Annotated in this window: 13 protein-coding genes and 1 tRNA gene; 4 read left to right on the top strand and 10 right to left on the bottom strand. The window is 39.6% G+C overall.

Translation table 11 applies throughout. The features are described 5' to 3' along the window. Positions 1–26: 26 nt before the first annotated feature. The 4 genes from ACO6S0_RS06215 (at position 27) to ACO6S0_RS06200 (ending at position 2385) form a co-directional block, all read left to right on the top strand. The gene (locus ACO6S0_RS06215; RefSeq protein WP_422351133.1) at positions 27–1067 is read left to right on the top strand and encodes a tetratricopeptide repeat protein; all 1041 of its coding nucleotides are present in this window, start codon (positions 27–29) and stop codon (positions 1065–1067) included. A gap of 27 nt (positions 1068–1094) precedes the next feature. Continuing rightward, the gene (locus tag ACO6S0_RS06210; RefSeq protein ID WP_422351132.1) at positions 1095–1637 is read left to right on the top strand and encodes a hypothetical protein; all 543 of its coding nucleotides are present in this window, start codon (positions 1095–1097) and stop codon (positions 1635–1637) included. A gap of 48 nt (positions 1638–1685) precedes the next feature. Then, positions 1686–1901 (top strand): hypothetical protein, encoded by a 216-nt coding sequence (locus tag ACO6S0_RS06205; RefSeq protein ID WP_422351131.1) that lies wholly within the window; start codon positions 1686–1688, stop codon positions 1899–1901. Between the two features lie 67 nt (positions 1902–1968). Then, positions 1969–2385, top strand: a complete 417-nt coding sequence (locus tag ACO6S0_RS06200; RefSeq protein ID WP_422351130.1) for a hypothetical protein — start codon at positions 1969–1971, stop codon at positions 2383–2385. 274 nt (positions 2386–2659) lie between these two features. On the opposite strand, the gene ACO6S0_RS06195 is transcribed toward ACO6S0_RS06200, so the two are convergent. The 10 genes from ACO6S0_RS06195 to ACO6S0_RS06150 form a co-directional block, all read right to left on the bottom strand. Further along, positions 2660–3349: a hypothetical protein gene (locus ACO6S0_RS06195; RefSeq protein ID WP_422351129.1), complete on the bottom strand. Its 690-nt coding sequence runs from the start codon at positions 3347–3349 to the stop codon at positions 2660–2662. A gap of 91 nt (positions 3350–3440) precedes the next feature. Continuing rightward, positions 3441–4391: a tyrosine-type recombinase/integrase gene (locus ACO6S0_RS06190; RefSeq protein WP_422351128.1), complete on the bottom strand. Its 951-nt coding sequence runs from the start codon at positions 4389–4391 to the stop codon at positions 3441–3443. 312 nt (positions 4392–4703) lie between these two features. Then, a tRNA-Arg gene (locus ACO6S0_RS06185) sits at positions 4704–4780 on the bottom strand. A gap of 297 nt (positions 4781–5077) precedes the next feature. Further along, entirely contained in the window at positions 5078–6343 is a 1266-nt protein-coding gene (locus tag ACO6S0_RS06180; RefSeq protein ID WP_422351127.1) for an NRAMP family divalent metal transporter, read from the bottom strand. Between the two features lie 106 nt (positions 6344–6449). Continuing rightward, complete coding sequence (locus ACO6S0_RS06175; RefSeq protein ID WP_422351126.1) at positions 6450–7205, bottom strand: SDR family NAD(P)-dependent oxidoreductase; 756 nt, start codon at positions 7203–7205, stop codon at positions 6450–6452. Positions 7206–7212: 7 nt separating this feature from the next. Further along, on the bottom strand, positions 7213–7974 hold the full coding sequence (locus ACO6S0_RS06170) for an SDR family NAD(P)-dependent oxidoreductase (protein WP_422351125.1): 762 nt from the start codon (positions 7972–7974) through the stop codon (positions 7213–7215). Positions 7975–8000: 26 nt separating this feature from the next. Further along, positions 8001–9278 (bottom strand): MFS transporter, encoded by a 1278-nt coding sequence (locus tag ACO6S0_RS06165; RefSeq protein WP_422351124.1) that lies wholly within the window; start codon positions 9276–9278, stop codon positions 8001–8003. A gap of 218 nt (positions 9279–9496) precedes the next feature. Next, positions 9497–10198, bottom strand: a complete 702-nt coding sequence (locus ACO6S0_RS06160) for a FadR/GntR family transcriptional regulator (RefSeq protein ID WP_422351123.1) — start codon at positions 10196–10198, stop codon at positions 9497–9499. A 207-nt stretch (positions 10199–10405) separates the two neighbouring features. Next, positions 10406–11746: a RagB/SusD family nutrient uptake outer membrane protein gene (locus ACO6S0_RS06155; protein WP_422351122.1), complete on the bottom strand. Its 1341-nt coding sequence runs from the start codon at positions 11744–11746 to the stop codon at positions 10406–10408. 10 nt (positions 11747–11756) lie between these two features. Then, a complete protein-coding gene (locus ACO6S0_RS06150) occupies positions 11757–14930 on the bottom strand; it encodes a SusC/RagA family TonB-linked outer membrane protein (RefSeq protein WP_422351121.1) in 3174 nt (1057 codons plus the stop codon). Positions 14931–15176: the final 246 nt, after the last annotated feature.

The following is a 15176-nucleotide window of genomic DNA, read 5'->3' as shown; positions in this document are numbered from 1 at the left end:
GTTCAAATAAACGATTGTACAAAACTGTGAGGAAAATTTTGTTCTTATTTGTCTTATCTGTATCCATTTCATGTAAAAATGGTGCCTCTGAATATTATACCGAAGCCAAATCATTTTATGATAATGGAAATTACCCAAAGGCAATTGAATATTTCACAAAGGAGATTAATCTCAAGGGAGGTTCAGATCTAGCATATTACTATCGTGGAAGAGCCAAACAATCATTAGGGGAGTTTCAAAATGCAATTTTAGATTTCAATATGGCAATTGAGATAAATGAAGAGTTAATTGCCTCTCATGTAAATAGGGCAGTGTCCCTTGTAAGATTGAAAAAATATGATATTGCCTTGCAAAGGTTAAATGAAATCATAGATCACTTTATAAATTTACAAGATGAAAATGTTGCCAGTAACCTCGCAACTGCATTTAACAATAGAGGATTGATCAAACAATTCTATTTGAAAGACTATGATGGCGCAATGACTGATTTTGATAAATCATTGAGTATAGGAGTATATCCAGAAACCTATTTGCCTCTTATGAATCGTGGTAGGCTATATCTTATTAAAGGGGAATATCAAAAAGCTATCAAAGATTTAGACAAGTCAATTGAATTGAATGATAAAAATGACCTAACCTATTTTATAAGAGGGCAAGTATATTTTGAATTGGAAGATTTTGAAAAAGTTATTTCGGATACAAATGAGGCAATCGAACTGGAAGATAATGATTGGAAATATTATAATCTAAGAGGGACTGCTCTTGTTAAACTTGAGAATTATCCTGAGTCAATTTTGAGTTTCGATAAAGCGATTGAACTTTCAAATCATGCTTACGCATTCAATAATCGGGGATACTCTAAATATAAAATAGGAGACTTGTTAGGGGCTCTTAAGGACTGTGAGAAGTCCCTGGAATTGAACAACCAAAATAGTTGGAACTACTACAATTTAGGTCTTATCAATTATGACTTAGGCAAAAAAGAAATGGCATGTAACTATTTTGATAAAGCTTTGGCGTTAGGTAAGAAAGAAGCTAAAAAAGAAATTGAGACAAAATGTCTTTAAGATAAAGTTCAAATAAACGATAACTGAATGGACAAAGTAAAACACTGTGAAATTTGCGACCTACACTCCATGAATCTTAAGGCTGGATTAATATGTAGTTTAACTGCAAAAAAGCCTGATTTCCAGAATAAATGTCCTGAAATAAAATTGAATCAAAACCTTAAAGACAAAATAATAGAGGTAAATACCGAATTTGAAGACTCGAAATATGTAAAAAAATTAGCACTCGGAAACTTTATTTTATACAGCTTAGCTGGAATTGGTGTACTTGGGATATGTTATCTTTTAGTTATTTCACTTTTTAGGTTGGCAAGAATACACACATTCACAATTGTTGTTTTTTGTATTGGAATGGGCTTGTTTGGAACCGCAATAGGGGTCCTAAATTATTCTAGAAGAAAAAGGCGAATTATCTCTCCCAAAAAGGAGATTTTGGACAAATTAGCGGATCTATACAATATTCGCTATCAATTTGACTCAAAAATATCGACAGACGTTATGGGAATTAAGGAGACGAAAATCACTCTTAGATTGAATGGAGAAAATATTGAAAAAACTTACCGATACTAAAAATTCAACACGACAAAGAACTGAGTTAAACCAAAGTTTAAAAAAACGATGAAGGAATTGCGGGATAAAAACTCAAAGGAAATTAGTTCGACAGACAAGATTGTCATCTTTTTCTTTGGGATATTATTTGTCCTGCTTTTAGGTAGACATTATTTTGCCAATTTAAGAGGAGGCCTCAATGAAAAATCTCAAATGCTCAAATGGTATTTACTTGGGATTGGTTTTTTGGTTCTGTCTTTTGGGAGTGTTGGTTTATCTGAATAAGGATCTATTTTATAAATTATTACCTTTAAGTGCTTCCTAGTTTATTAATAGCCAAACTTTTAAAAACATGAAACCGATTTACACTTTAATTCTATTATTATTTTGTTCAATCTCCAACGCTCAAACCGATGGGTTTTCCATCATACAATCCATAGAATATAAATTTGACTCAAATGGAATCAATACAGCTCCGGTTCGTCCTGGATTGGACAAACCTAAAAGAGTAATAATAATACAAGGTCAGGCCAGAGGAAAAGTTAACAGCACCATGCGCCTATATTTTGCAGAAGAATTGGCACAAGGAAATGATATACCGCAAGTAAGCCTTAATCCAAACGGACATAGTGTTAGTGTTTTCTATAATATTGATCGATACGAATACTTCCTTACTTTACTAAATGATAAAGAAAGACTCACCATTAGTTATAATAAGGCAGTCGCCACTAACCCCAATAATTTAATATCAATAAGCAAAAGACATTAGAAGATTCTCCTAATACTCCTCCAAATTGTTAATACATGGCAAACCTATTTAAGCTTTATAACATGCTTTAAATGGATTTAAAAAAACCACTAACAGGATTCTTTTGCCCTTAAATATTTTGAAGGCGGTGGAATAGAGCATAAAACTAATCTATATCCAAAAAAGAAGTTTAAATAAACGATTGCTATACCCCCCCCTCCTAAAAAATTGCTCTGAGTAAAATCTTGACTGGGTGGCGACGTATCTCTTTAATGCTCAAAGATGTTTATACCCCCTACCCCCTAAAAGTCTTCATCATTCTTGATCGCCTCCAGTCTTCCATAGTACCATCTCTTTCTAAGTTCTTTATCCAGTTTTCTAAAAAATTCTCAAACAATTTAACCCCTAAAAACTTAAAATCTTTTTCATTGAATTTGGCAATACAAAATTCTTTTTGTTTATCAGGTAGAACATGTCTTTTAAGAACAGTGTCCATTTGTTCATTGTATCTTTTATATAATTGATCAAAATTTGAGAGAGAGTTACCTCTCTCTTCTTTTTTTATTAAAACCTCTTTTTCTTTCTTTATTTCTTTAGTTGTAGCTATTTCATTGTTCAATGATTGTTCTTCTAAATTGAATCGATTGTCAATTGTTTCAGGAATCTCCTGATAATCCTTGTAGTTTACTACTCTTATAGCAGTATATTTGTTTGTCGATTTTTTACGAATACAACCTGATTTCGTCAACCTCTCCAAAGAAGTCCTAACTTTTGAAATACTCAGACCGGTATCTCTGGATATATGTTCTATACTTGTTATAAAATCCCCTCTATCCAATACTTTTCCCTTCCATTTTTTACCTTGGTAATTAGCTTTTAGAACACAATAAATGAACAAATGGGTGGTATTTGGTTCACTATACCACTCCCATTCAAGAATGCCTCTGTATAACTTAACGAATCCTTTCTTCTTATTATCTTCCATATCAACTATCTTTTAGAATATGAAATTCTAAAAGAGTTTTGAAAACATTGTGTACAAAACATCCATTTATTTGGAAAGTTATGAACCGATTTTAAACATTTATAATACTCAAATGCGCCTTGTCCTGAAACTCTAGCGGAAAGTCGTTTGTATAAATACTCGTTGTGGTTTTTCGTTTATGCCCAACAATCTGCGCGGTTATTCGTTCATCAATCAAAAGTTGTTGTGCTCTGTCAATAAAAGTATATCTAGCAGATTTAGGTCTTAGCTCAACACTAAGTTGAAGTTTTCTACTTAATTCCCTCATCCTCCTAGAAAAATTACCAGAAAATGTCCGATAATTTGTTGCTTCATATATAGGAACAAAAAACGGAAAGCTAGCATCTTTATAAGTCTCTAATATCGCTAAAGCTTGCTCAGGTATAACATTATTGCATGAAGTTTTTGACCTTCCTTTGTCCCTGTTGAATATGATTCTACCGTTTACTAAATGCCTGTCATATCTTAGTTTAGAAAGTACTTCGGGATCAATGCCCCCCAAATAGAACATTAATAACCAATAATTTCTATAGTGATAAAACCCACTAAATCCATTGTTGAAAGGGAAGTCAGCTTGAGTAAGTTTAACCAGGTCGTCCTCAGAAGCAATCGTTTTTATTGTATCAGGTATTTTCGTCACAACACCCTTAAAGGGATTTGGTTTATCACTTAACTTATTCCAAAGCGATTTCAATGACCTAATATAACTATCCACACCAGAGGGTTTATTGCCTTGTTTTAATAAGGTATTTCTAAAATCAATTGCGCTTTGATAAGAAACATTATTGAAAGTGGAATCCGGATAGAATTTATTAAATCTTCTTATGGCACTCCAATCCGTCCCCCTATACCCTTCTTCAAAGGTGTTCATGGACAACTCATAAAATGAATCCCTGTTTGTATTAAAAATCCAATCTTTAGCTTCCTCAAAGGAAATTGGTCTTTTAGCAGACTCCAAGCTAACCTCATTCAATCTAGCCTTCAGTACCAACAAATAATCCAACAAATGATAGTATTGAGGATGCTTGCTGGTTGGAACAGCCCGCTGTTTGTTCCAAGAAGAAATTTCCGAATAAAATCCTGTCCTCCATTCCTTTTCCTGATAATTGTTGGTCACATATACGATTACAGGATAGCCTTTAGGGGTCTTCTTATTCTTTCTTCTATTCAGTTTAATTGATATCTTCATAAAGGGTCGGAAAAAGGTCGGGAATTATTCCGTTTAAAGGCATATTTAAGCCGAAATCAACCTCCATTTAAAGATACAAAAATAGCTTGGAAATTAAAAAACCCCAGTAATACTGGGGTTTCGAGGTGGTGATCGCGGAAGGATTCGAACCTTCGACCGTCTGCTTAGAAGGCAGATGCTCTATCCAGCTGAGCTACGCGACCTTGCCATTTCATGTCGCGCGGCGAAGCTGCCAGTCCCAATTTATTTTTCGGGAAGCTACGCGACCTATTTTGCGGGTGCAAATATACAATTAACCTCAGTTAATTTCCAATATTTTCCAGCCAAAAACAAAATAGATCTAAAAACCTTTGTTCTCCTTCTTTTCCATAATCATCCACGAACAGCTTTTAGCCAGTACTTTAGCTACCCGTAATCCGTAATCTCCTCATAATTTCAGATTTTGTGGGCGTGAACTCACATAAACTTTTCCTAGAGCAGGTCATAGTTAAATCAACCTTCTAGAAATAATCGGTCAATGCCAAAATTCCATTGTAAGAAATAATGAGGGAAAAGAACAATGCAGCAATTAAGCTTATATTGATCCACATACTTGTCTTGTTTCCCTTCATCAATTTGGTGTTATTGATCAGAAGCATAATGCCGATAATCACCAAGGGCAGTACAAAAACATTGAAAATTTGGGAAAGAATCTGCATCTCAACCGGGTTTGACCCAAATATGGGAACTATCAGCGCAAATAGACAGGCAAAGGCCGTAATTCGCTTAAACTGTTTGGAACTGGTGTCCAATTCGCCCGACTGAAAGTCTGCTATTAAAATGGGGACAATGAGTAAAATGGGAAAAATTGAGGAAAGTCCAGCACTCAGGGTCCCAAAAAAGAACAGCGTTAATGCAAATTTCCCCGCAATGGGCTCCAAGGTGTTGACCATATCCAGTACTTGGGTCACCGGTTTCCCATCATAAAAAAGTGCTCCCGTTGCAACGGCCATAATTGCCGCACTAATGGCAAATACCAAGATGGCCGCTACTATGGCATCCTTTTTCTGTTCTTTAAGATTATTAACCGTCCAGCCCTTGCCTTTTACAAAGAGTGGACGTGATAAAAAGGTTGCCGCTGCCATAGTGGTTCCCACAAATGCGGCCACCAGCATTTTACCCCCAGGCACTTCGGGAATGCTGGGAACAAGTCCGCGCACCACATCAACTGGCAACGGGTAAACCATGCATAGGGATATCAGAAAAGAGAGTCCCATGATGGTGACAAAAATGACCAGGATCTTTTCAAAGAAAGAATATTTGCCCACCAAAAGAAGGGCGTACAAAATAGATGTTACCGACACGGCGATAACGATTACTACTTCATATTTGTTTTCGGAAATCTGTGGGAAGTAAATTGCGAATATCTCATAAATGATGTTAGCGGAGATACCCATGATTCCCATCAAAGAATTCCACTGACCCAAGGCAATTCCCAGGATGACCAGAATTGCCATGACCCTTCCCCATTTAAGGTGTTTTTTAAACGCAAATAGGGCAGTTTCCCCTGTAATCAAAGTAAAATTGCCATACACATGAATAAGAATCCCAGAAAAAAAACAACTGAGCAACAGCACCCATAAAAGTTGCATGCCATAGGTACTACCTGCCACAATCATGGAGGTGACACTTCCCGTACCAACGGTATAGCCAATGGCAAAAATACCAGGGCCGAAAGCCAACACAAGAGCAATTAGTTTCTTAAATAGGGTTTGCTTTTCAGCCATCTCACAATTTGATACTTACTATTTAATCTGCCATCACTTAAAGTTATCCAAGTACTTCGAGCTAATCAAAAACTAACCGCCCAATTTTCAAGATTTGCTCTTTTTCTCAGCTACATGCCAAGCCACCGTTAATATCAATGTTGTTCCCAGTTATAAAAGAGGCTTCATCAGAAGCCAGATAAGCTGTTAAATCAGCAACTTCCTGTGCAGTGCCTTCCCTCCGCAACGGGGTCCCGGCCGCTACTTTGGACCGAACCTCATCCTTTGTAAAATCATCGTGGAACTTGGTTCCTATTAAGCCAGGACAAAGGGCGTTTACCCGAATACCTTTGGGTCCGAGTTCTTTGGCCATGGCCCTGGTGAATGTACTAACCGCTCCTTTAGAAGAACTGTACAAAGCCGAGCCACCCCCTCCGCCATCTCTTGCTGCCAATGACGATAGATTAACGATGGAGCCACCTTGGCCCATTAGGGGTTCAAAAGCTTGGGACACGAACACCGTGGATTTAAAATTTACATTCATAACCAGGTTGTAAAAGCGTTCATCAAATTCTTCCAATGTTTTTCTGGCAAAAAGCCCTCCCGCATTGTTCACTAAAATATCAACTTTATCTCCGTAGGCTTCAACCACTTGTTTCTTTAGGTTCTCAATGTCCCCAAGATTAGAAACATCTGCTTTTACAGCGATGGCTTCTTGTCCCAAAGACCGAATTTCTTCAACGGTTTCTATGGCGGCTGATTCGGAGTTGTAGTAATTCACAACCACTTTTGCACCTTCCTTGGCCAGTTTAACCGAAATAGCCCTCCCAATGTCTCTTGAGCCTCCAGTAACGACAGCTATTTTTCCTTCTAATCCTTTCATTTTCAATTTATATTCCTAAACCTTGTCCACCACCAACTTGGATGGTTTCGGCTGTTAAAAATGCAGCATCATTGCCCACCAAAAACGAAATAACGGAGGCAACTTCCTCGGGTTGGCCTAATCGGCCTAGTAAGATATTGTTTTTCCAGGAAGCAAATACCTCAGGTTTGGTAGATTTGATCTGTGTGTGAAATGGCGTATCAATTGTCCCTGGAGATACAGCATTCACACGAATACCATATTCCGCAAGATCTTTTGCAAACGCTCTTGTAATGGCATGAACGGCTGCCTTTGATGTGCCATACATGCCTGCACCTGGCCCTCCTGCATTCCATCCTGCAATAGAAGTGTAGTTAATAATTGATGGGTTCTCCCCTCTTTTAAGGTAAGGTATTGCCGCTCGGGAAACAAAAAATGTTGAATCTAGATTTAATGCCATTACTCCCCTATAGAATTCTGTTGTCATCTCCTCAAATCTGGCTCTTCCTCCCAGACCTCCGGCATTGTTTATCAATGCGTCAATTTTTCCGTATTTCGAACCAATGGCATTGATGTTGGAATTCACCGCTTCTTCGTTCGTTACATCAAAACCAAAATATTCTGCCCTAATGTCTTCTGCTGCAAGCTCTTCTACCCGCTGTGCTCCTACTTCATCTTCTATCCCATTCAAGATTACAGTGTAACCATCCTTTCCGAGTCTTTTTGCAACTTGAAAGCCAATACCGCCTGTTGCGCCGGTTATAACAGCCACTTTTCCTTTTGATATCATTTGTAAATTTTTTTATTTAATGTTGGTTATATCGAATCGAGTTCGACAGGTTTTATTTTTCGTATTAAAATGTATATTGATAGTACTGCCAATGGAGCCAATACCGCTATAATTATAAATGCAGGGGTGTATGAAACCGTGGTAATTTTCGGGATAAGCCAGTTCATGATAATTACGGAAATGGCGGCTACCGTACCTGCCAAACCTGCCAACGTTCCCACGGAAGAACCTTTGAGCAAGTCGCTTGAAAGTGTCTGTATATTACCGATAGCAAATTGGAATCCAAACAAGACCAAGGCCACAATATAAATGAACGTCATTGGGTTGTTACCTTTCACAAAGAAGATAATACCCATTAACCCAAGGAATATTAGAACACCTCCTATTAAAATCGATATCTTTCTGGAATAGTCAACAGAATGTTTTTCCATAAGTTTCCCGCAAAACCATCCGCCCAAAATACTTCCTGCCATTCCCCCCAGATAGGAAATCCATATGGTTGACCCTATTTCTTCAATACTAAAACCAAATTTTGAGTTTAGATACAAAGGCATCCAGCCTACAAACAGCCACCAAATAGGCTCTATAAAAAATCGGGAAACCAGAACACCCCAAGATTCTCTATAGCCAAGAATTTTTGCAAGGGAAGACCCTTTCACTTTTTGGGTTTCCTCAGGTGATTCAATTCGATCCGAAAGAATCATCTTTTTTTCTTCTTCCGTGATCCACGGATGTTGTTCAGGTTTCGCCTTATTGATCAACAACCAAGGGAAAATCCAGACAAAACCAACCAGACCCAAGATGATAAAGGTTGAACGCCAGCCAAATTGGGCGTACAAGAAGGCAATCAAAGCTGGTGCTATTACACTGCCCAAAGAAGCCCCTGCATTAAAAATTCCTTGGGCAATTGCACGTTCTTTAACGGGAAACCATTCCCCATTGCTTTTCACGGCCCCTGGCCAATTCCCAGCTTCACCCAGACCCAACATGGCCCTTACCACGGAGAGCGATACCAAACCTCTTGCAAATGCATGCAACACTGCGGCAGCAGACCATAGGGCAATGGAAAACACAAAACCAAAACGGGTACCAATTTGGTCATAGAGCTTACCGGACAAGAATTTGCCCAATGCGTATGTGATCATAAAAACATTCAACATAACCGCATAATCAGCTTCATCCATTCCCAAATCCTTGCCCATTTCGGGCCACATTACGCCAAATGCCGTTCGATCTATGTAATTGATTACGGTAGCAATGCAAATCAAAGCAATCACCCACCAACGTAAGCCTTTTAATTTCATCTTTTAAAGTTTTAAGGAAGTACGACAAGAGTTTTCCCGTTAGGCAAATGATTTCAACCGAAACCAGCCCTATTTGTCCAACACTTTAGAATTTTAAACTGATATGTAAATCCCCAGATAGTCAGGAATGGATATCGTATTCTGTTTAGTTTCTTCCCTCCATATATTTTATACCGTAAAACAAAACCGTGCATTTTTGTTTTACCCTTATTACGATTTTAGACGTTATAACAATATTGATACAAGATTTTGAAATGTGTTTTCATTTTCTCCTTGGCCTTTTTGGGATCTTGTTCTTTTATGGCTTCATAAATGTCTTCATGTTCCTGAATTCCCTGAAAGGAAAGGTTGGCATCACATACGTGGTACTTTTCAAAATTGGTTATGATCTCTGGGGTAATAATCAACATGAAAGTATTCATGCTGCTATTTTTACTAGCTTGGGCAATAGCCAAGTGAAACAATAAATCTTCCTGGACAGCATCCTGCCCGTTGAGCACTTTTTGCTTGTACGCATCCAAAGCTTCTCTCATCTTGGCCAAATCCTCATCTGTTCGCCTCAATGCTGCCAAACGCACAGTTTTGAGTTCCAATAGAATTCGAGTTTCAACCAACGACTTAAAATCAGGGTCTTCCAGTCTTAAGATATCGGCCATCATTCCGCTCATGGCAATTTGTCCAATATCTGCGATAAAGGTTCCACTCTGCGGCCTGGATTTTAGAATACCAAAAAACTCCAATTTTTGAATCACCTCCCTGACGTTGCTTCTACTCACCCCGAACTTTTCCGAAAGCATTCTTTCCGAAGGCAACTTGTCGCCAGGTTCCAAGTTTTTATAGCTTATCAAATCACGCAATTTGGAAATGATTTCCTTCTGCACCTCTCTGTTTTCGCTCTTTGTAAGTATATCAACTCTCATAAATTATATCAATTGAAAAATTGGTTAACCAGATTGGTTTGTTAAATTTAATCAATTTGCCCAAATCAGGAAAGCTTAATTCCTGCTTTCAAAACTGATTGATTTTATCGCTTTGTTAAAACTATTGGCCAAATAAATTGGCCAATAGTTACTAAAACCAAACTAACTCAAAAATGTCACTACAAACTTTTAGTATTCAACCATATATTAATATCCCGGATTCTGGGTAATTACCCCATCGGTTGCCAGAATCTCCGAAATTGGAATAGGAAACACATAATAGTTGGGATTTACCGCTTCTCCCATTTCGGCATCAACGGCGCCTGTTCTAACCAAATCGAACCATCTATGTCCTTCAAATGCCAATTCCAATCTTCTTTCATCCAAGATAGCTTGTCTAACCTCAGCTTGTGAGCTTACCGTTCCCGTTAAACTGTTTAACCCTGCCCTTGTCCGTATATCATCCAACAAAGGAAGTACCGTTGTGGCGGGAGAGCCATTTTCATTTAATGTTTCTGCATACAGCAGTATAACATCGGCCAATCGTATCTCTATCCAGTCATGCTCTGCACCCAATCCCCCATCTTTGGGAAATTTGATGGCAGTTGTACCTTCTGCACTTAGGGTTACCGCCCTTCTTAAATCCGTTCCTCCCCCACTGGCATCGCTAGCATCAAAGGCAGCAACCAAATCCGCGTCCACGGGAAAGTCCGATTTTGAATCATCCCCTACGAACCAGTTCCAAAAGTCTGAACCAAAAGTGTATTCATCCACCACCGAGCTTGATATTTGGGTTGCGAAAATAATCTCGGAATTTCCATCCTCGAACTCCGCACCAAAAATCTCATTAAAGTTGGCTTTTAAGCTAATTCCTGCCGCAGCAGCGCCATTGACAACAGCGGCCAAATGAGGTTCTGCATTGGCGTAATCACCCCTGGTGGCATAAACTTTTCCCAATAAGGCCTGGGCAGCAAATCTAGAAGCCCGTCCATCTTCAATTTGAGTATTCAGGGCTACTATTGCATCATTTAAATCGGGAATGATCACATTATTATACACATCCGCGGCTGGTTGCCTTACCAATATGGAAGTATCCGTAAGGCTGGGAGCAGACGATAGGTTTATGGTTACATCCCCAAACACTTGAACCAATTTAAAATAAGATAATGCCCTTAAGAATTTGGCCTCGCCTATTTCTGTTGCGTCGGTAGAATTTTCGATCACGTTGTTCGTACTCAATATGGACTTGTACAAAGCCGTATAGAAAGGACCAAAAAATTGGTCTTCCATAACCGTTAAATCACTATTGTATCTATCGAATGATGGATAGGGTTCTTCAAACATGAATGCATTATCCGCCCTAAACTCACCCATTATGGCCATGGGTGTAACCGTTCCAAGTTGATAGTAGTACGCGGCGTTCAAAACTCCTCCAAAATCCGTCAAAGAATCCGCACTGGCAATATTTGGTGGAAATTGGTCCAAGTCATTATCGCATGCTGTCAATGCCAACAATGATACCAATACTAATCTATATATAGTTTTCATTTTTTCTGTATTAAAAGTTAACATTTAAACCAAGCGTAAAGCTTCTGACAATCGGGCTTGCGCCTACTTGCACCCCGTAGGTAGTAGGGCCCAAATAACCACTATTCGTAATCTCAACACCTTCTGGGTTATAAGAGGTATAGTCATCACCCCAGATGTACAGCAAATTGGTAGCTGCACCGTACAATCTAATAGAGTTGATTCCCCATTTACCGGTGAGCTCAGGGTCAATGGTATATCCAATGGTTAGGTTTCTCAACGCTACATAGGAAGCATCTTGAACTGTAGCATCGGTTTGGACTCTGTTTCCAATATAAAACTCACCATTGTGATCGGCGATGCCATCGTCATTGGCATCAAAACTATCCACTAACCTGCCGCTCCATTGTGACTCATAATAAAGCGGATCAATATTGTAGACCTCGCCCCCATGGGATCCCTGAAATTGGAAGGACATATCAAAATCCTTGTATCTAATGGAACTGTTCAAACCCCAATAAAAGTCTGGCGAGTTCTGGCCAATTTTTACCAAGTCCCCGCCATCTTCCACCGTTCTGGTAGCATCAATGACTCCATCTCCATTTTGATCCACAACATAGGATTCCCCAGTGGCATTGTTAGGATGTCTGGTTCCGTCTTCCAAAAACCTCATTTCAACATCTCCAATGGTTTCCAAGCCCCACATTTCACCGATTTCTCCGCCTACGTAGTTTCTAAACACAGGACCTCGACCACTCTGTCCATAAATGGTTTGTGGTAATTCGGTGAGACCTCCCAAATCAGTGATTTCCGTTTCAACAGTGGCAAAATTGGCTCCAAGGTTCCAAGAAAAATTGTCATTACTTGCGACCAAGGCATTTAATTCAAATTCGAAACCAGAGCTTCTTACATCTCCGGAATTAAGTACTATGGAAGTAGTTCCCAATACTTCAGATACACTTTGATTGATCAAAATGTCTTCAATATCCGAGGTATAGTAGTCCACACCCAATCGAATACGATTGTTTGCAAATCCCAGGTCAGCTCCGTAGTTCCGTTCTGTGTTTGTCTGCCAGGTCAAATCTGGGTTTGCCACATTGGAAGGGATCAAAAATCCAGTGCCAAAAATAGTAGCCTGGGGTTGCAATAGACTGAGCGCATCATACGAGCCCAAGAAAGAGGTAGTTCCCAAAGAACCGGTACTAAATCTTGGTTTGAAAGTACTCACCACTTCGGAAATGGGTTCCCAAAATGCTTCATTATGTATATTCCAACCCACTGAAAGCGCTGGGAAGGTTTCATACCTTCTATTTGAGCCAAAACGGGAATCCCCATCCCTTCTCAGAGAGGCCGAGAACAGGAAGCGGTTGTCATACGCATAGTTAATTCTTCCAAAGACACTTTCCCTTACCCTTCTTTCATCTCGTTCCGTTACGGTAATGTCCGCAGGATCAAACAGGTTGAAATTTTGAATTGCAGTATCCGGAACATTTGCACCACTCAAAGCGGTCCCTTGTAGTTGGGTGGTTTGAAATTCGATACCCGCCACGGCAGATATGTCATGCTTGCCATAAACTTGAGCAAAATTCAATGTAGTCTCGCTTAATACCGAGGTAACCTTCAAATCTGTTTGATTCATGTTGGTTTGCGAAGTACGTGCCCTAGAGTCAAATCCAAGCAGTCTATGTGTATAGGTTTGGGTGTCTCTAAAATCCCCTCCCAAAACGGTTTTCACATTTAAGCCATCTATGATCTCATATTGCAGATACGAGCTGACGTTACCGAAAAAGGTCTTCTGCCAGCTTTCCGTATTGTCAAGTTTTGCAGCTGGACCTGCATCACCAGACCCCCCAATACCGTTGTTGGCCCTACCGTAATGCCAGTCCTGCGCAGCCATTCCCGGTTCCAGCTCATAAATGCTACTTGCTTCATATGTGGAACCTCTGTAGCCATCATCAAAGGGAGCAAGTCCCAGTGCCTGTGCTTGTTGATCCAATTGTTGTACAAAAGCAATTGATTCTTCTGTGTGATAAACGGGATGGACTCCATAGGCTCTTAAGAGGTCTCTCATGTCATGACCAAGAATGTCCCTATGGGATGTGAATCCGTTGAAACTTAAACCTGTTTTGAACTTTTCCCCCAATGTAGCATCAACGTTCAAACGTGCGTTCAACCTTTCAAATCCTTCTGTTATAATAACCCCTTCTGCATTTTGGTATCCCAAGGACGCAAAGTAATTTACGTGTTCGGTTCCTCCGCTCACGCTAAAGTCATGGCTCATGATACTACCATTTTGAAAAAGCCAGTCTTCTGGGCTTATGGCGCCAGGTGAATTTTCGTAAGCGTTTAATCTAAATTCAACAAAATCTGGATCTATTTGGGAAAGATCCCAATTCCCTGCTGCAATTTCCCTTCTTGAGATCGCAGCCCATTCTGGCCCAGATTTAAGGATGTTGTCGCGATACTTGCTAGAGAAACTGGTGAAGGCATTATAGCTAAAGCTCGCCTTACCTTCCCTACCTTTTTTGGTTGTGATCAAAATAACCCCGTTGGCTCCCCTGGAACCATAGATTGCAGCGGAAGCAGCATCTTTTAGCACTTCCAAACTTTGAATGTCATTAGGGTTAACTGTTGCCAAACTTCCTGAAATTGGGTAGCCATCCACAACAATTAGTGGGCTTGAGTCACCGGAAATAGAGGATGCTGCTCTTACCTGAATCTTTGGGTCCGCACCTGGTGATCCATCTTGGTTTTGGATCAGCACACCAGGCAATTTACCCGCAAGGGCGTCATCTACCCGGGTTGCCTGAATAGCTGCAACGTCATCACCTCCAATTTTTGCAACCGCACCGGTGAGTTGTGACCTTTTTCTGTTTCCATAACCTACCACGACAACTTCGTCCAATAGACTAGTGTCCTCCTGCAGTACCACATTCACAGTTGTCTGATCTGCAACGGTAATGTTTTGGGTGGCATAACCGATATAGGAAAATTGTAATATCTCGCCAGATGATACGGCAATACTGTAATTGCCATCAAAATCTGTTTGTACACCTCTTGTTGTGTTCAGTACAATAATGTTAGCCCCAGGTACGGGGGTATTGTTTGCATCGGTAACCGTGCCCGTCACCGTCAAATCCTGGGCCAAAAGTTGCATGCTGGCCAGCAACAGTGGAATTAGTAATAGTTTTGATTTAAAATTCATTTGTCTAGTTAGTTTCAATAATTCATGTTGATTAGTAAATTCAATCCACCTTGTGAATAGTGATCTTCGTTCTCAAATACTGGTTATCACCACTCACCACCTCATATCAAATGAATTCCGTAGTTTTGTGTTGACAAGTCACAGCAGTGTGTATTTGTTTACGTATTACTTCCCTCCAAAGAAGTGATATCTATAAAAGGATAGGCGTGCACCTATCCTTTTTTTGTTGATTTATGTTTTCATAGT

The organism is Flagellimonas sp., from assembly GCF_965233845.1.
Lineage (GTDB): Bacteria > Bacteroidota > Bacteroidia > Flavobacteriales > Flavobacteriaceae > Flagellimonas.
The sequence above is the reverse complement of the archived record's forward strand: the minus strand, read 5'-3'. Positions and strand labels throughout refer to the sequence as shown.